This is a genomic window from Nocardioides flavus (ex Wang et al. 2016), from assembly GCF_014653115.1.
GTDB classification, from domain to species: Bacteria; Actinomycetota; Actinomycetes; order Propionibacteriales; family Nocardioidaceae; genus Nocardioides; species Nocardioides flavus.
The window spans coordinates 451,932-468,429 of the sequence record NZ_BNAD01000001.1 but is presented as its reverse complement, the minus strand read 5'-3'; the positions used below and the strand labels follow the sequence as shown (position 1 = coordinate 468,429).

15 protein-coding genes are annotated in these 16,498 nt (G+C 73.1%); 7 read left to right on the top strand and 8 right to left on the bottom strand.

The genetic code is table 11. From position 1 onward, the window contains the following. Positions 1-202 precede the first annotated feature (202 nt). Positions 203-1,771, bottom strand: coding sequence for a glycerol-3-phosphate dehydrogenase/oxidase (locus IE200_RS02280; protein WP_229855989.1), 1,569 nt, complete (start codon positions 1,769-1,771; stop codon positions 203-205). Continuing rightward, positions 1,768-2,391 (bottom strand): TetR/AcrR family transcriptional regulator, encoded by a 624-nt coding sequence (locus IE200_RS20540; protein ID WP_229855987.1) that lies wholly within the window; start codon positions 2,389-2,391, stop codon positions 1,768-1,770. The genes IE200_RS02280 and IE200_RS20540 overlap by 4 nt, the downstream gene beginning before the upstream one ends. Before the next feature lie 17 nt (positions 2,392-2,408). Here IE200_RS20540 and IE200_RS02275 point away from each other — a divergent pair, with 17 nt between their 5' ends. Further along, complete coding sequence (locus IE200_RS02275; RefSeq protein WP_229855984.1) at positions 2,409-3,992, top strand: FAD-binding oxidoreductase; 1,584 nt, start codon at positions 2,409-2,411, stop codon at positions 3,990-3,992. Between the two features lie 104 nt (positions 3,993-4,096). Here the strand turns inward: IE200_RS02275 and IE200_RS02270 are convergent, their stop codons facing one another. Beyond that, positions 4,097-4,780 carry a pirin family protein gene (locus IE200_RS02270; protein ID WP_191277719.1) on the bottom strand — a complete coding sequence of 228 codons (684 nt, stop codon included), beginning with the start codon at positions 4,778-4,780 and terminating at the stop codon, positions 4,097-4,099. A gap of 63 nt (positions 4,781-4,843) precedes the next feature. On the opposite strand from IE200_RS02270, the gene IE200_RS02265 reads away from it, so the two are divergent. After that, on the top strand, positions 4,844-5,794 hold the full coding sequence (locus IE200_RS02265; protein WP_191277718.1) for a hypothetical protein: 951 nt from the start codon (positions 4,844-4,846) through the stop codon (positions 5,792-5,794). Here the strand turns inward: IE200_RS02265 and IE200_RS02260 are convergent. Genes IE200_RS02260 through IE200_RS02250 form a run of 3 tightly spaced genes read right to left on the bottom strand, consistent with a single transcriptional unit; the run spans position 5,769 to position 7,628 of the window. Beyond that, positions 5,769-6,659, bottom strand: coding sequence for a hypothetical protein (locus tag IE200_RS02260; protein ID WP_191277717.1), 891 nt, complete (start codon positions 6,657-6,659; stop codon positions 5,769-5,771). The two genes, IE200_RS02265 and IE200_RS02260, sit on opposite strands and share 26 nt — an antisense overlap. Beyond that, positions 6,652-7,077, bottom strand: coding sequence for a hypothetical protein (locus IE200_RS02255; RefSeq protein ID WP_191277716.1), 426 nt, complete (start codon positions 7,075-7,077; stop codon positions 6,652-6,654). The genes IE200_RS02260 and IE200_RS02255 overlap by 8 nt, the downstream gene beginning before the upstream one ends. Beyond that, positions 7,074-7,628 carry a hypothetical protein gene (locus IE200_RS02250; RefSeq protein WP_191277715.1) on the bottom strand — a complete coding sequence of 185 codons (555 nt, stop codon included), beginning with the start codon at positions 7,626-7,628 and terminating at the stop codon, positions 7,074-7,076. The genes IE200_RS02255 and IE200_RS02250 overlap by 4 nt, the downstream gene beginning before the upstream one ends. Before the next feature lie 190 nt (positions 7,629-7,818). Here IE200_RS02250 and IE200_RS02245 point away from each other — a divergent pair, with 190 nt between their 5' ends. Further along, the gene (locus IE200_RS02245; RefSeq protein WP_191277714.1) at positions 7,819-9,168 is read left to right on the top strand and encodes a GH1 family beta-glucosidase; all 1,350 of its coding nucleotides are present in this window, start codon (positions 7,819-7,821) and stop codon (positions 9,166-9,168) included. An 81-nt stretch (positions 9,169-9,249) separates the two neighbouring features. Here IE200_RS02245 and IE200_RS02240 read toward each other — a convergent pair whose 3' ends face one another. Then, on the bottom strand, positions 9,250-9,552 hold the full coding sequence (locus tag IE200_RS02240; RefSeq protein ID WP_191277713.1) for a GIY-YIG nuclease family protein: 303 nt from the start codon (positions 9,550-9,552) through the stop codon (positions 9,250-9,252). 194 nt (positions 9,553-9,746) lie between these two features. Here IE200_RS02240 and IE200_RS02235 point away from each other — a divergent pair, with 194 nt between their 5' ends. From IE200_RS02235 to IE200_RS02220, 4 genes are read left to right on the top strand one after another with little or no spacing between them, the layout of a single operon-like run. Continuing rightward, positions 9,747-10,811: a sulfotransferase family protein gene (locus IE200_RS02235; RefSeq protein ID WP_191277712.1), complete on the top strand. Its 1,065-nt coding sequence runs from the start codon at positions 9,747-9,749 to the stop codon at positions 10,809-10,811. Next, entirely contained in the window at positions 10,811-11,749 is a 939-nt protein-coding gene (locus IE200_RS02230; protein WP_191277711.1) for a glycosyltransferase family 2 protein, read from the top strand. Before IE200_RS02235 ends, IE200_RS02230 begins: the two co-directional genes overlap by 1 nt. After that, the gene (locus IE200_RS02225) at positions 11,746-13,536 is read left to right on the top strand and encodes a glycosyltransferase (protein ID WP_191277710.1); all 1,791 of its coding nucleotides are present in this window, start codon (positions 11,746-11,748) and stop codon (positions 13,534-13,536) included. Before IE200_RS02230 ends, IE200_RS02225 begins: the two co-directional genes overlap by 4 nt. 3 nt (positions 13,537-13,539) lie before the next feature. After that, complete coding sequence (locus IE200_RS02220; RefSeq protein WP_191277709.1) at positions 13,540-15,117, top strand: glycosyltransferase family A protein; 1,578 nt, start codon at positions 13,540-13,542, stop codon at positions 15,115-15,117. Between the two features lie 232 nt (positions 15,118-15,349). Here the strand turns inward: IE200_RS02220 and IE200_RS02215 are convergent, their stop codons facing one another. After that, positions 15,350-16,480 (bottom strand): nucleotide sugar dehydrogenase, encoded by a 1,131-nt coding sequence (locus IE200_RS02215; RefSeq protein ID WP_229856079.1) that lies wholly within the window; start codon positions 16,478-16,480, stop codon positions 15,350-15,352. Between the last annotated feature and the right edge of the window lie 18 nt (positions 16,481-16,498).

Below are 16,498 nucleotides of genomic sequence, written 5' to 3'. Positions count from 1 at the left end.
CCCTCACGACATCTCGCCACTGGACTACGCGGCGAATGAGAGGGCGGCATCCGGGGAAATGGACTGGGCGCCCCTTGCCGCATGGGGTCGGCAAGGGGCGCGCCGAGCAGAACCTTCCCACCAGTCCCGCGTCCTGTCCGGGGATCACCGGAACTGCCGCCGGATTTTGCTGTGGGGTGGACCACGCGTGTCCCGGACCCCCCTACGTGCGGGCGCTGCGGGAGGCCGACACGAGGTCCAGCGCGCGCCGTGCGAGCGGCCCGACGAGGTCCCGGTCGGCCGCCACCAGCCCCACCCGCGTACGCCGGTCGAGCAGGTCGTCGACGTCGTGCGCGCCCTCGTGGGTGACGGCGAAGACCAGCTCGGCGAGCGTGACCGGGACCTCCGCGGAGGCCGGTGCGAGCAGCTCCTCGTCGGGCAGGCCCGTCACCTCGCGGGCGGTGGCGAGCACCAGGGGAGCGTCGGTGCCGAAGCGCCGCACGAGGCGACCCGGGGCCCCGACCCGCCGCAGCGCCTCGGGCGACGCCGCGCCGAGCAGCGGGAGGGTCGCGGTCAGGCAGGGCCCGGCCTCGAGCCGTCCCTCCGCGACGAGGGAGTCGAGGGTGTCCTGCGCCATCCGGCGGTAGGTCGTCAGCTTGCCGCCGACCACGGTGGTGACGCCGGTGCGCGAGGTGAGGATCGCGTGGCGGCGCGAGAGGTCGGCGGTCGTGTCCCCGGCGCCGGCCACCTCCAGCAGCGGTCGCAGCCCGGCGTACACCCCGACGACGTCCGCGCGCACCGGCGGTGTCGCGAACGCGGACGACACCACGCCGAGCAGGAAGTCGACCTCGGACTCGCTCGGCACCGGCACGTCCGGCACGGGGCCGGTGACGGGCTCGTCGGTGAGGCCGACGTAGATCGTGCCGTCGGGCTGCGGCAGCACCATCGCGAACCGTGCGCCCGATCCCGGGATCGGCACCATCACCGCGACCCGGGTGTGCGGCAGCACCGACCCGCGCAGCACCAGGTGGGTCCCGCGGCTCGGGCGCAGCCGTACCTGCTCGTCGAGGTCCCCCGCCCAGACCCCGGTCGCGTTGACGACGGCGTGGGCGCGGACCGTACGCGTCGCTCCGGTGAGCTCGTCGCGCACCTGTGCGGTGGTGCCGGTCGCGGCGACGACGCGCGCGCGGGTGCGCACGTGGGCGCCGTGGGAGGCGGCGGTGCGGGCGACGGTGACGACGAGCCGCGCGTCGTCCTCGAGCTGGCCGTCCCAGGCGAGCAGCCCGCCGCGCAGCGTGTCGGGGCGCAGGGCGGGGGCGAGGCCGAGGGCCTCGGTGGCGTTGAGCCGCCGGGGGCGCGGGAGCGTACGCGCGGTGGTGCGGGCGGTGCGGCGCAGCGCGTCGCCGGCGTGGAGCCCGCCCCACGTGAGGGCGGTGCGGGCGCGGGACATCGCGTCGTTGACGGGGGTGAGCATCGGCAGCGGGTGGACGAGGTGCGGGGCGGTGACGTCCATCAGGATGCCGCGCTCGACCGCGCTCTCGTGGGCGATCGCGAGCCGGCCCTGCGCGAGGTAGCGCAGCCCGCCGTGCACCAGCTTGGACGACCAGCGCGAGGTGCCGAAGGCGAGGTCGTGCGCGTCGACCGCGAGCACCGAGAGACCGCGGGTCACGGCGTCGAGCGCGACGCCGGCACCGGTGATGCCGAGGCCGACCACCAGCACGTCGACCTCGTCGGGCACCCCGGCCAGGCCAGGGGTGATGCGGCGCTGCTCGGCGGTCGTCGGGACGGTCACCGGGGCTCCAGCGTCCGCCTGATCAGCCGGGCGTACTCGTCGTCGAGCTCGTCGAGGCCGATGCGCTCGTCGGTCATCGTCAGGGCGGAGAAGACGAACCCGTGCCCGGCCAGGGTCAGGGACCGGGCCATGAGCACGGGGTCGCCGTCCCGGATCGCGCCGCGCTCCTGGCCGGCGGCGATCCCGGCCGCGAGGATCTCGATGAGGGCCTGCTGCGAGCGACCGCGCCGGTGCAGGAGGTAGGGCAGCATCAGGTCCGGGTCGAGCTCGACGATCCGGACGAACAGCTCGTTGTCGCGCAGCGCGCGCACCGTCGACAGGGCCGCAGTGGCGATGCCGTCGGGTGTGGTCGTGCCCGTGCTCGACGCGGCGGCCGCTCCCTGGGTCGCGGCCGCGATGCCCACCCACTCGCGCGTCATCAGGTCGCCGAGCAGGGAGCCCATGTCGGGCCAGGCGCGGTAGATCGTCATCCGCGAGACCCCGGCCCGCCGGGCGACCTCGGTGAGCGTCGTACGCCGCCACCCGACGTCGAGGATGCAGGCGCGGGCCGCGTCGAGATAGGTGTCGAGCCGGTCCGGCGGGTCCGGCCGGTCCTGGCCGATGTGACGAAGTGACGACATGTGTCACACTGTAACGCATGAGTCCTGACACGCCCACCGCCGAGATGCACCCGCAGCGCTGGGGCGACCACGCGTCGGCCGTCGAGCTGCCGGAGTCCGCGCTGGGCCTGGTCGACCTCGCCTTCGGCCTGCGCGACCGGCCCCCGGTCGCCGGTGCGACGCCGCCCCCGAGCCACCTCGACGAGGCCCTGCTACAGGAGCTGCGGGCGCTCGTGGGCACGGAGCACGTGCTGGTCGACGACGCCACCCGCACCCTGCGCACGCGCGGCAAGTCCACCCCCGACCTCCTCCGCGCGCGGGCCGGGGACCTGTCCGACGCCCCCGACGCGGTGGTGCGGCCCGACGGGCACGCGGAGGTCGAGGCCGTCCTGGCCTGGGCCGGCAATCACCGGGTCGCGGTGGTGCCGTTCGGTGGCGGCACCTGCGTCACCGGCGGCCTGGCCGCGCGTCGCGACGGGTTCGCCGGGCTGGTGAGCCTCGACCTCGTCCGGATGAAGCGGCTGCTCGCCGTCGACACCGTCTCGATGACCGCGACCCTCCAGCCGGGGTTGCGCGGACCGGAGGCCGAGGCCGCGCTCGCCGCCCACGGCCTCACGCTCGGCCACTACCCGCAGTCCTGGGAGCACGCCTCCATCGGCGGGTTCGCCGCGACGCGGTCCAGCGGCCAGTCCAGCGCCGGCTACGGGCGCTTCGACGCGATGGTCGTCGGCCTCACCGCGGCGACCCCGACCGGGACGCTCGACCTCGGGTCCGCGCCCGCGAGCGCCGCCGGTCCCGACCTGCGCCAGCTGCTGCTCGGGTCGGAGGGGGTCTTCGGCGTGATCACGTCGGTGACGGTCCGGGTGCGCCCGGCGCCGGCGGTCACGGCGTACGAGGGCTGGCGCTGGCCGTCGTTCGACGCCGGGTCCGAGGCGATGCGCGCCCTTGCCCAGTCGGGGCTGCTGCCGACGGTGCTGCGCCTGTCCGACGAGTCGGAGACGGCGATCAACCTCGCCGACCCCTCCTCGATCGGCGGTGCCGACGACCCCGGCTGCCTGATGGTCACCGGCCACGAGGGCACGTCTGCCCAGGTCGCCGCGCGGCGCGACGCCGTCACCGCGCTGCTGACCGACCTCGGGGGCGTACCGCTCGGCGCCGGGCCGGGGGAGCGGTGGGCCGAGGGACGGTTCCACGCGCCCTACCTGCGCGACGCGCTCCTTGACCACGGCGTGCTCGTCGAGACCCTCGAGACGGCGACCTTCTGGTCCCACCGCGAGCGGCTGTACGCCGAGGTGCGCGCGGCGCTCACCGGCGTGCTCGGCGAGGGCGCGCTCGTGCTGTGCCACGTCTCGCACGTCTACGAGACCGGCTGCTCGCTCTACTTCACGGTCGCGGTCCGCCAGGACGACGACCCGCTCGCACAGTGGCAGGCCGCCAAGGCCGCTGCCAGCGACGCGATCATCGCTGCCGGCGCGACCATCACCCACCACCACGCCGTCGGCACCGACCACGTGCCGTGGTTCGCCGAGGAGGTCGGCGAGGTCGGCGTACGGGTGCTGCGGGCGGTCAAGGCCGAGCTCGACCCGGCGGGGATCCTCAACCCGGGCGTGCTCATCCCCTGAGGTCGGGCGTCCGCGAGCTCGGTAGTCAGGGACGTTCTGGTAGGCAAACCGGCCGATCGGCATACCACAACGTCCCTGACTACCGAGGTGTGCGGCTGGAAGGGTCAGCCGGCGAACGACCAGACCAGCAGCTCGGTGTCCCGGGTGGCGGTGACGACGTGGCCGGGCTCGTCGGTGAGGCGTACGGCGTCGCCGGCGTGCAGGTCGAGGTCGCCGAGGCTGACGGCGCCGGAGGCGGCGAAGACGTGCTGGGCCGCATCGTCCGGCAGCGTCACCGCGTCGCCGGGGCCGAGCCGGGCGAGGAGCAGTCGCGCTCCGGCGGTGCCGATCGGCAGGCCGTCGCCACCGGCCACCTCGACCAGCCCGGAGCCGACCGGGGGTGCCTCGCCCCTGGTGTACGTCGGGGGGCCGCCCGGCGTGGTGGGCGCCAGCCACGCCTGGACGAACCGGCACCGCCCCGACGCCGGGTCCGCGACCTCGCTGTGCCGGATGCCCGAGCCGGCCGAGAGCACCTGCGCGCGACCCGCCTCGACGACGTGGCTCGAGCCGGTCGAGTCGTGGTGCAGCAACGCCCCCTCGAGCACCCAGGTGACGATCTCGAGCCCGGTGTGGGGGTGCTCGGCATAGCCGGCGCCGGCGTCCACGAGGTCGTCGTTGTGGCAGACCAGGGGCCCGAAGCCGAGGTTGCCGGGGTCGTAGTGCGGCCCGAACGAGAACGAGTGCAGGGTGACCCGGCCTTCGTCGGTCGACGTGGCGCGGGTCGCGGAGGCGCGGACGTCGGCGGTCATGCGCCCATTGTGGTCGCAACCGCGTGACGGTGCCGCTGCCGACCGGTGTGGGACCATCGCGGCATGAGCTCGGGGGTGCGGGGTGGATCGATCGCGGCTGCGGTCGCGTTGGTGCTGGCGGTGGGAGCGTGCTCGGACCCCGAGGAACCCGCAGGCGGGACGTCCGTCGACCCGGGCGAGGTCGTCGGGCTCGACCGCCCCGTGCAGGTCGACGACCTCGACCCGGAACCGGCGCTGACCGCGCAGGTGCCGTCCGGCGTCGTACGCATCGCGTGGCGCGCGGCCGACGAGGTCGAGGGCGCGCGCCAGCAGGCCGGGGACCTCGACGCCCCCGACGGGACGCAGCTCGTCGTCGTGGCCTGGGAGCTCGACGTGACCGCCGTCGACAGCCCCGGCGTCTCCGCCCTCGCCGCCCTCGGCACGGATGCCGACATCGAGGTGGTGCTGAGCAGCGGTGAGGCGACGGTCGCGCTCGCCACGGACGACATCCCCCTCGCCGGGTCGGGCCTGGTCGCGCTCCCGGACCCCGACGAGCTGACGGCGGAGGTGACGTTCGACGGCGTGGCGCAGACGGTGGGGCCGGGTGACGACGAGCGTGACGTCCCCGACCAGGTGGCCCCGCTCTACGACGGCGTGCCCGCGGCGACCGCGTCCCTCGACTGCGCTCCGACGCGCCTGCGAGCCATCTGCCGCGCCGACGCGGCCTGGCTGCCGTGGACCGACGAGGGTGGCTGGGCCCCCGCGGGCCGCCTCTGGCCGGTCGTCCGGGCCGAGGGCTCGGCGCGCGGCGCCAGCGGGAGCGCCACGGCCACCGTCACCCTCGACGGGACCGCAGCCGTGACGTCCCTGCAGCAGGGCGCGGTCGACGGCGGGTTCAACGGCCTGCACGTCTTCCCCGCCGTCGAGCCTTCGCGGGCGAGGCTCGACCTCGAGGTCACCCTCGGGGGCGACCGTCTCACCGGCGTCGGGGTGCTGGTGCCCGAGCGGGCTACGCCGTCTCCCACGGCTGGTTGATCGGACCCCTGTCGACCGACGTGAAGTCGGGCCACAGGTTGTTCTCGAGGCCCTTCTCGGGGATCAGCGACTGCAGGCCGTCCCAGTCGCCGGCGAGGCCGACGTTGAGGTCGGTCCAGTACTGCACGAAGGTGTTCACGATCGTCGCGGACGACTCGATGGTGGCGGAGAACGCGCGGATGATCGCGCCCACGCCGCCCGTCAGCCACTCGCCGGCGTCGCTGACCTCGGAGATTTCGGTCGTGATCGCGGTCACCAGGCTCACCAGGTTCGTCAGCTGCTGCGACCAGTACTTCAGCATCGCGACCTCGTGGTCGTCCATCAGCGCGGCAGCCTCGTTGAGGGTGAGGATGACGGCGCTCAGCGCCTCGAGCTGGTAGGTCGAGGTGTTGGTGTACGCCGTGTGGGCCCGACCGGTCCACGACTCGGCGACGAACGCGTTGGCGGAGCGGATCTCGTTGCCCTGGTTGCCCAGCATCTCGGCGGCCTGGCGGTAGGCCGAGCCGATCGCGGCCATCTGCAGGGGGTCACCGGTGATGCTGCCGACAGTCGTACGGATGGCCTCCTGCGTCTCGCGCCACTTGACATCGATCTGCTCGCACCCGTTGCGGTACTCCTCGAGCATCCCGTCGATCATGCCCTGCACCGCGCCGGGCCCGGCGCCGAACGGGCCGTGCTGCCAGAAGCCGTCCCAGGCCCCCTTGATCGCTCCCGGGATGCCTGCGGTGATCGCACGGATCGCCTCGTTGAAGATCGTCGCCGAGACGTCGAGGAACTCGTCGATCTTGGCCTGGATCTCCTCGATCTGGTCGTTGACCTGGGTCAGGAAGACCTCGGGGTCGTTGCTCGCCTCCACGTCACTCACCCGCCCGTGCCGTCAGCTGCTGGAACGGGGCGCCCTGGGAAGAGTCGGTGCCGGAGTAGTCGTTGGCCGTCTCGACGAGGCCGTCGGCGAGCAGTCGGGTGATCGCCCGGCCGTCGAGGCAGGCGTTGACGAGGACCTTGTTGATGTCGAGGTGCAGGCGACCCGAGACGTAGAAGGTGTCGTGCATGCCGAAGATCCCGGGGTAGCCCCATCCCTCCGACGCCAGGGGGACGGCGCTGCCGAGCGCCGTCGACAGGTCGTCCCAGGCGTGCGACGCCGCGACGAGGTCCTGGGCCTGGACGTTGTAGCCCCCCGCCGGGGGGCGCTCCTCACCGTGTCCCGCCGGGACGTCGACCTCCGGGTCCTGGGGCGGGGCGAAGGGACCGTAGAGCGGGCCGTGGGTGCCGGACTGGGTCATGAGAGCTCCTGGGTGGACGTCGAGTCGGCGTCGGCGAAGGCCTCGCGCAGGGCGTGGCGCAGGGTCGCGGCGTCGGTGGAGGCGAGGAAGGCGGGGTCGACCTCGAGGCGGTCGAGGCCGGTGCGCAGCGACAGCGCGACCTCGACCTCGCCGGCGCGGGAACGGCCACGCCAGGTCCGAAGGTCGCGCTGGTCCTGCGCGGCGACCCGACCGTCGACGGGGTGGTCGGGGACGGTGACCGGCACCAGCGGAGGCATCCGGTGCGGCTCGACCTGCCGGCGCCCCGACATCAGGTCCTCGACGAGCTCCCGGCGCTCGGGCGTGAGCACCCGGCGGGCCCCGACCGTGGCACGGTGCTCGAGCGCAGCGGAGGCGATCGCGGTGCGGAGCGCGGACACCAACCCGTCGGGCGAGCGCAGCTGTGGCGGCACCGGCTGCGGGACCGTGACGTCGACCGGCCATCCGGTGACGTCGACCGTCACGGCGAGGCCGCTGGCCTCGTCGCGTCCGGCGGAGTCCTCCGTCGACGTGAACCAGTGGTCCGGACGCATCTCCGCCATCCGTCCTACGCGGACGGCTGTTCCCTGAGCTGGCACGAGTCCCCCTGTGGTGTGGCTGCCGTCTCCCACGAACGAACCTTCCACCGTTGTGCCCGGTTCAAACGACCCGCACCCGGCGCGTCGCGGCCGACCTCTGGGATCCGGCGTACAGGGCCCCTGTCATGCCGATATCTTCGCGGGTGTGGCCCCCCCGCACGACTTCCCCCTGCTTCCCCCCGGATTCCGCTTCGGCACCAGCACCGCGAGCTACCAGATCGAGGGCGCGGTGGCCGAGGACGGCCGCGGTCCGAGCATCTGGGACACCTTCACCGCCGAGCCCGGACGTGTCGCCGACGGCAGCACCGGCGCGGTCGCGTGCGACCACTACCACCGGGTGGAGGAGGACGTCGCGCTGATGAAGCAGCTGGGCACGGGGGGCTACCGCTTCTCGATCGCCTGGCCGCGGATCCAGCCGACCGGTCGCGGGCCGGCCAACGAGAAGGGCCTGGCGTTCTACGACCGGCTCATCGACACGCTGCTGGCCAACGACCAGCAGCCGATGGTCACGCTCTACCACTGGGACCTGCCCCAGGCGCTGGAGGACGACGGCGGCTGGCTCAACCGCGACACCGTCGACCGCTTCGCCGAGTACGCCGCGATCGTCGGCGAGCGCTTCGCCGACCGGGTCGAGCACTGGATCCCGGTCAACGAGCCCAACGTCGCCTCGCTCCTCGGCTACGGGATGGGCACCCACGCCCCCGGCAAGGCGCTCCTGTTCGACTGCCTGCCCGCCGCGCACCACCTCCTCCTGGCCCACGGGCGGGCGGCGATCGAGCTGCGCCGTGCCGGTGCCACCTCGATCGGGTGCGCCAACAACCACGCCCCGATCTGGCCGGCCAGCGAGGACGACGCCGACGTCGGGATGAGCAAGATCTTCGACGCCCTCTGGAACGGCATGTTCCTCGAGCCGATGCTGCTCGGTCGCTACCCGGCCGACCTCATGCCGCTGTTCGAGGAGGTCATGACCGACGGCGACCTCGCCACCATCCGCCAGCCGCTCGACTTCTACGGCGTCAACTACTACAACCCGATGAAGATCGCCGCGGCCGGCGAGGACTCCGACGTCCCCTTCGAGTTCCGCGAGGTGGTCGGCTACCCGACGACCGACTTCGGCTGGCCGATCGTGCCCGACGCCCTGCGCGAGTGGCTGGTCATGTTCCGCGCCCGGTTCCGCGCGGCGCTGCCGCCGATCATGATCACCGAGTCGGGCTGCAGCTATGGCATGGGCCCCGACGAGGACGGCGTCGTCGACGACCAGCCCCGCATCGACTACCTCCGCTCCCACGTCAACGCCGTCTCCGAGGCGATCCAGCGTGGCGTCGACGTGCGCGGCTACTACTGCTGGTCGCTGATGGACAACTTCGAGTGGGCCGAGGGCTACACCCAGCGCTTCGGGCTCGTCCACGTCGACTACGAGACGCAGCGGCGCACTCCCAAGCGCTCGTTCGAGTGGTACGCCGAGATGATCAAGGCCCAGCCCCAGCACCTCTGAGCGCCAGGTGACGGTGGAGCACCGGGCGTGGACCCGCTGGTTGAGCAGCGAGCGCAGCGAGCGTGTCGAAACCGAGGCGCCTCACGGCGTCGTACGAGGAGGTGTTCGCCAGTAGCCGCGCGCCAGGGCCGGCAGGTCCGCCTCACAACCCTCGATGAGTGCAATCCGCTTGTCTCGCCGCCAGCCTTGCAGGCGCTTCTCGTACGCGTACGCCTCGTCCACACGCTCGAAGTCGGCGGCCCAGACGAGCACGACGGGCCGCCGGCGCTTGGTGTACGCCGCCCCCAGTCCCTCGTTGTGCTCGGAGATGCGGCGCTCGAGGTCCCAGGTGCTTCCGACGTAGAAGCTCCCGTCTGCGCATTCGACGATGTAGGTCCACGGCATTCGTCCATGACAACCGGTGCGCGAGCGCCGGGACAGGTCCGTCCGCACATCTGTGGATGACCTTGGTTTCGACTCGGGCTCGTTCCTCGCCCGGCTCAACCGGCGGTGCTCGCCCAAGCGGCGGTGCTCGCCAAACCGGTGGTGCTCGCTCACCAGCGGCGGAGCGACCGAGACCCACCGATAGGCTCTCTCGCATGACCGAGCCCAGCAGTCGACGTGTCGTGTTCGTCGTCGGCTCGGGTCGCAGTGGCACGAGCACGATGGCCGGCACCCTGCGCACCCTGGGCCTGCACGTCCCGCAGCCCGAGGTGGTCGCCGACGCCACCAACCCCAAGGGGTTCGGTGAGCCGCGCTGGGTCGTCGACCTCCACACCGAGCTCCTGCGCGTGAGCAACGTGCAGGTCTCCGACGCCCGCCCGCGTGCCTGGCTCGACACCGGCACCACCAGCGGCGACCACGCCACCCGCGCGCGCGTCGCGGCGTGCCTGGAGGAGCAGTTCTCGCTCGCCGACGAGCTCGTCATCAAGGACCCGCGGGCGTCGTGGTTCCTCGGCCTGTGGCGCGCGGCGGCCGACCGCTGCGACGCCACGTCGTCCTACGTCACGATGCTGCGACCGGTCACCGAGGTGGTCGGCTCCAAGCAGACCTACTACGGGCGGATGGGTGCCGGCTCCGACCAGGGCGCCGTCACCCGCACCGCCGCGTGGATCAACATGATGCTCCACACCGAGCGCGCCACCCGCGGCCAGCAGCGCGCCTTCGTCCGCTACGGCGACCTCCTCGACGACTGGACCCAGCCGGTCTTCGCGCTCGGCGAGGCGTTCGACCTGGCCGGGGTCAAGACGGCGATGGCCGTCGACATCGCCGAGGTGCACCGCTTCATCGACCCGTCGCTGCGCCGCGTGACCATGACCTGGGACGACATCGGCGTGCCGGACCGGCTGCGCGAGCTCGCCGACGAGACCTGGCAGGCGCTCGACGCCATCGCCTCCGACGACTCCGCGAAGAACCAGGAGTGGTGCGACCAGCTCCGCACGGCCTATGCCGGGCAGTACGCCGAGGCCGAGGCGTTCGCGCACTCCACCGTCGTCGCCCAGCGGCGTACGGCTGCCGCCGAGGCGCGGCGCGAGGCGGGCCAGCAGGCCCCCCGGTCCGCAGCCGACCGCGTCCCCCACGCCGTACGGGCCATGGTGCCGCCCGCGGCCCGGCAGAAGCTGCGCAGGGCGATGGGCCGGGAGCGCCCCCAGGGACCCGCCTGATGCCCGACATCGCGTCGCTCGAGGGAGACCCGGCGTACGACGTCACGTGGCCGTGGACGTCCGGCGAGCCGCTGGTGCCGGGGCTGACGTGCGTCTTCCGGGTGCGCAACGAGGCGCGCAACCTGCCGTGGGTGCTGCCGCCGATCTTCGCGGCGGTCGACCACGTGCTGGTGGTGGACAACGGGTCCGACGACGGCACGGCCGACGTGGCACGGCGCGTCGCCGACGAGTGCGGGGCGACCGATCGCCTCACGGTCCTGGACTACCCCCACCGGGTCTCGCGCGCGGGGGGCGAGCACCTCGCAACCCCGGCCACGAGCGTCCACTCGCTCACCCACTTCTACAACTGGTGCTTCTCCCACGTCCGCACCACGTACTCGATGAAGTGGGACGGCGACATGGTGCTCACCCCGGAGGGCACCGGCATCCTGCGCGACCTGTCGTGGCAGCTGCAGTCGACGCGGGCGATCGTCGCGATGCCGCGCCACCCGCTGACGGTGGTGGACGAGTCCACGGGCTGGCTCGACCTGTCGCTGCGCTTCCTCGAGCCGTGGGTCTACCCCATGGGACCCGACTTCACCTTCGTGAAGGCCTTCGACTGGGAGCTGCGCGAGTTCCCGCCCGGCGTCGAGCGGATCGTGCTGCAGCAGGGCCTGGTGCTCGAGGTGAAGTGGCTCGACGCCGACGAGTACGCCCACTGGCGCCGCGACGGCGTCGACTTCACCAACACCCGGCTCTACCGCAAGCTGCGCGAGTTCGAGGTCGACGAGGCGATCCGCAACGGCGACCCCGAGGCGCTCGGCGGCCTCGTGAAGGTGACCGCGCCCCCGGGCGTCCACATCATCGACCACGTCAGCCGCGACTGGCTGTGGCGCCAGCCGCGCCCGCTGGTGCAGCACTCCCTGCCCGCCACCCTGAAGGAGCGCGTGCGACCGTGACGCATCCCCTCCACGACGTCCGGCTGCCCGGCCCCACGCTGGTCCTGGTCGACGACTCCGACGCCCTCGCGCTCGACGCGCTGCACGGGATCGAGGACGTGCCCGGGATCGAGCCGACCATCGTCCCGCTGTCCGCGCTCACCGGCCCCCGCAAGGGCTGGGGCTCGGTGCTGGTGGTAGCGGCCGACCGCGCACGTCTGCGCCGGATGGCGAGCGCCGTGCCGCTGCTCGGGCAGTGCAAGGCCGTGGCCTGCTGGCTCACCGACGCGCCCACCCCGTGGGTGCTGGTGCCCCGGCCCGAGTGGCCGCGGCTGGTGCACCTCGCGGCCCGCGAGGCCGGCGGCCGCGGAGTGCTCACCGTGGCCCGCTTCGCCAGCGGCGCCCGCGCCCAGCTCGTCGTGATGGAGATGGCCCGGCAGGCCGCCGGACCCGGCGACACCACGCACGGCGGCGTCGTCGTCTCGTACGCCGGGCGTCCCGCCGCTCCCGGCCTCGACGCCCGCGCCGTGCTGCTGCCCGACGTGGCGGGCGCCGGTGCCGTCGAGCGCGACGTGCCGCCGGACGTGGTCGTGGCCCGCCGACGAGCCGCCTCCCAGCAGAGCGTCGAGCCGCACCACGTCATCGACCGTGCGCCGACGGTCGTCACCGACCCGGGTCCGGAGCCGGTCGACGAGCGCGTGTTCAACCCGGTCGGCTTCCGCAAGGACTGGCACCACCCCGTCGTCGACCTCGCCCGGATCACCCGCGGGCCGGTCACCGAGGGCGTCGTGGCCGCGGCCCGCGCCTTCCAGGGCGTACGCCTGCCGGCCGACACCCGCACCGCCGACCTGCTCGCGCTGGCGATCTCCGGCGTCCCGCTCGTCACCGAGGGCGTCCTCGACGTGGCCCCGCCGCTGGCCGAGGCGCTCGACGCCGAGGTCGACCTCGACGACCCGCTGCGGCGCGAGGAGCACAGCCTCGCCGTGCGGCGCGCGGCCTTCGACCACCACTCGACGCTGGCCTGGCGCTCCGCGCTGGCCTCGCGCGCGGGCGTACGCCACGTGGCCCTGCCGCCGGTCAGCGCGCTGCTCGCGACCCGGCGTCCCGAGATGCTCGAGTTCGCGCTGCGCCAGGTGGCCCGCCAGCGCGGCGCCGAGGTCGAGCTGGTGCTGGCCGCCCACGGCTTCGAACCCGACCGCGAGGTCGTACGCCGGGTGCTGGGCGACCGACCGCACCAAGTGCTCACCTTCGACCAGCCCGCGTTCTTCGGCGACGTGCTCACCGCCGCCGCGCGCGCCGCGTCGAGCGAGGTGCTGCTCAAGGTCGACGACGACGACTGGTACGCCCCCGACGCCGTGCACGACCTGCTGATGGCCCGCCGGTTCTCCGGCGCCGACGTGGTCGGCATGCCCTCGGAGTTCGTCTACCTCCACGCCAACGACGAGCGCGAGGCGCTCACGGTGCGTCGCAAGCACCCCTCCGAGGTCTTCGCCCGCTTCGTCGCCGGTGGCACGCTCCTGCTCGACCGCGGCCTGCTGCACTCGCTCGGCGACTTCCGCCGGGTGCGCAAGTTCGTCGACGCCCAGCTGCTCGCAGGCGTCGAGGCGGCCGGCGGCCGGATCTACCGCACGCACGGCCTCGGCTACGTGCTGCGGCGCACCGGCGCCGGACACACCTGGCAGCGCGACGACGAGGAGTTCCGTCGGCCTGACATCGTGGCAGTGGAGTGGCCGGGCTTCCGGCCCAGCCTGGCGCTGGAGGTCGACCCGGTCGACCGGCCCGACCAGGACTCGACAGGGGGGAGCTAGGACATGGCGCGGCAGCCGGTGGTGCGGCACAACGACTGGGGGTCGCTGGCTCCCGCGACCCTCGGCGCGTGGGAGCCGACCTTGTCGGTGACCGTCGTCGTCCCGACGTTCAACTACCAGCGCACCCTGCCCTACGTCCTGGCTGGCCTCGCCGCGCAGTCCTACCCCGCGCACCTGCTCGAGGTCCTGGTCGTCGACGACCAGAGCTCGCCGCCGCAGGAGCTGCCGGACGTACGCCCCGACAACACCCGGCTGATCCGGGTCGAGGAGGGCTGGGGCCGCGCCAACGCCTGCCACCTCGGCGCGCTCGCGGCCGACGGCGACGTCCTGCACTGGTACGACGCCGACATGCTGGCCTACCGCGAGGAGGTAGAGGCGCACGCGCGCTGGCACCACCTCGTCGACTACGCCGTGCCGGGCGGCTCGAAGCTGTTCGTCGACCCGACCTGGCTGCTCGACTTGGATCCCGCGACCGTGCGCGACCGGGTCGCGGCCGGCGAGGCGGGCGACCTCTTCCCCGACCAGGAGCACGAGCGGCACCAGTGGGTCGAGGACTACTGGGCCAAGACCGACGACCTGCGCACCGCCGGCCCGCGCGCCCAGCGCTACCACATCGGCATGACCGGCTCGGTGACGAAGGCGCTCTACCTCGACTCCGACGGCTTCGACCGCACGCTGCGCCTCGGCGAGGACATGCACCTGGGCCATTCGCTCGCCCAGGCGGGCGGCGTCTTCGTCGTCGACCGGGAGGCCCGCAGCTGGCACCTCGGCCGGTCGCAGGTGCTGCGTCGCGCCGAGCAGGTCAACCGCTTCAACGACCCCTACCTCGCCGACCTCGTGCCCACGATGCGGCCCAAGCGCAACCGGCGCGGGCGCACCTACCAGGTGCCCTACCTCGAGGTCGTCCTGGAGGCCGGTCCCGCCGACGAGACGATCCACCTCGTCGACTCGCTGCTTGACGGCGACGTCCCCGACCTCCGGGTCACGGTGGTCGGACCGTGGTCGAGCGTCCACGACGACCGGGTCCAGCCTGTCGAGGACCCGGTCCTCGAGACCCGGCTGGTGCACCGCTCCTACGTCCACGAGCCGCGCGTCCGCCTGGTGGAGTCGGCGCCGGACGGTTCCGACGCCGAGTTCGTGCTGAGGATCCCGGACGCGTCGATGGCCCCGCTGCCCCCGGCGCTGGCGGCGCTGCTCGACGACCTCGAGCGCACCCACCACGGCGCCCGCGTGCTGACGTACGACTCGGGCGCGACCGCGCGGCTCGAGCGCACCTCGGCGCTGGCGCGCGTGGCACGGCTCGCCGAGGAGGGCGAGGACCGCGAGGCGCTGCTCGAGGAGTCCTTCGGCGTGAAGACCTATCCCGCCGCCGAGGTCGGCTGGGTGCCGGTCGACGAGCGCGTGGTCGAGCGGTTCGTCCTCGGCGCGCGCCCCCCGATGGACCCCGCGAAGTCGGAGAAGCGGCTGCGCAAGGCCCTCGGCAACGCCGACGGCACCACCGCCGTACGCCCCGCCGTACGCCCCGCCGAGGCGCCCGCGGAGTCCGAGCACAGGCGCGGGTTGTTCGGCCGCCGCCGCTGAGCCCGAGGTCGGTCTCCGCCGACCCTTGCCCTTGAGTCGCCCAGAGACTCAACGTGCATCCCGGGCGTGTCGCCCGAGCGCGCGCCGCCGGTAGTCCAGTGGCCAAAGGTCGTCCGAGGACCCTCCTGACGACAGTTCGCCACTGGACTACCGCCCGGCCACGACAGCTCGCCACTGGACTACCCCGCGGGCTGAGGGCGTCCGCAGCCCGTGGTCGAGGGCGCGACGGATGTCAGTCGGAGCCGAAGAGGTCGCGGGTGTAGACCTTGTCCCGGACGTCGGCGAGCTCCTCGACCATCCGGTTGGCAACGATGACGTCGGCGCGCTCCTTGAAGGCGGCGAGGTCGCTGGTGACCTCCGAGCCGAACCACTCGTCGAGGCCGAGCTCGGGCTCGTACACGACGACCTCGACGCCCTTGCCCTTGAGCCGCTTCATGATCCCCTGCACCGACGACTCGCGGAAGTTGTCGGAGCCGGCCTTCATGATCAGGCGGTGGATGCCGACGACGCGCGGGGCGCGGTCGAGGATGTCGAAGGCGATGAAGTCCTTGCGCGTCGTGTTGGCCTCGACGATCGCGGAGATCAGGGTCTGCGGGACGTCGGAGTAGTTGGCGAGCAGCTGCTTGGTGTCCTTGGGCAGGCAGTAGCCGCCGTAGCCGAAGGACGGGTTGTTGTAGTGCGTGCCGATGCGCGGGTCGAGACCGACGCCGTCGATGATCTGCCGGCTGTCGAGGCCGCGCGAGAGGGCGAAGGAGTCGAGCTCGTTGAAGTAGGCCACCCGCATCGCGAGGTAGGTGTTGGCGAACAGCTTGATCGCCTCGGCCTCGGTCGGCTCGGTGAAGAGCACCGGCACGTCGTCGGCGTCGGCGCCCTTGAGGAGCAGCCCGGCGAAGGCGCGGGCCCGCTCGGAGTCCTCGCCCACCACGATCCGCGCGGGGTGCAGGTTGTCGTGCAGCGCGCGGCCCTCGCGCAGGAACTCGGGGGAGAAGATCACCGCGTCGGTGCCCAGGCGGCGGCGTACGTCGTCGATGTAGCCCACCGGCACCGTCGACTTCACGACCATCGTCGCGTCGGGGTTGATGCGCAGGACGTCGCGCATCACCGCCTCGATCGAGCCGGTGTCGAAGTAGTTGGTGACCGGGTCGTAGTTGGTCGGGGTCGCGATGATCACGAAGTCGGCGCCGGCGTGCGCCGCCTCGGCCTCCGTGGTGAACGTGAGGTCGAGGTCCTCCTCGGCGAGGAAGCGCGAGATGTCGTCGTCGTGGATCGGGCTCTCGCCGCGACGCAGCCGCTCGATGCGCTCCTCGTCCAGGTCGAGGCCGACCACGCTGTTGTGCCGCGCGAGGAGCACGGCCATGGACAGTCCGACGTAGCCGAGCCC

Coding starts and splice junctions, on each gene's coding strand:
- IE200_RS20540 (WP_229855987.1), bottom strand. CDS start 2,391: ATGTCGTCACTTCGTCACATCGGCCAGGACCGGCCGGACCCGCCGGAC.
- IE200_RS02275 (WP_229855984.1), top strand. CDS start 2,409: ATGAGTCCTGACACGCCCACCGCCGAGATGCACCCGCAGCGCTGGGGC.
- IE200_RS02270 (WP_191277719.1), bottom strand. CDS start 4,780: ATGACCGCCGACGTCCGCGCCTCCGCGACCCGCGCCACGTCGACCGAC.
- IE200_RS02265 (WP_191277718.1), top strand. CDS start 4,844: ATGAGCTCGGGGGTGCGGGGTGGATCGATCGCGGCTGCGGTCGCGTTG.
- IE200_RS02255 (WP_191277716.1), bottom strand. CDS start 7,077: ATGACCCAGTCCGGCACCCACGGCCCGCTCTACGGTCCCTTCGCCCCG.
- IE200_RS02250 (WP_191277715.1), bottom strand. CDS start 7,628: ATGCGTCCGGACCACTGGTTCACGTCGACGGAGGACTCCGCCGGACGC.
- IE200_RS02240 (WP_191277713.1), bottom strand. CDS start 9,552: ATGCCGTGGACCTACATCGTCGAATGCGCAGACGGGAGCTTCTACGTC.
- IE200_RS02235 (WP_191277712.1), top strand. CDS start 9,747: ATGACCGAGCCCAGCAGTCGACGTGTCGTGTTCGTCGTCGGCTCGGGT.
- IE200_RS02230 (WP_191277711.1), top strand. CDS start 10,811: ATGCCCGACATCGCGTCGCTCGAGGGAGACCCGGCGTACGACGTCACG.
- IE200_RS02220 (WP_191277709.1), top strand. CDS start 13,540: ATGGCGCGGCAGCCGGTGGTGCGGCACAACGACTGGGGGTCGCTGGCT.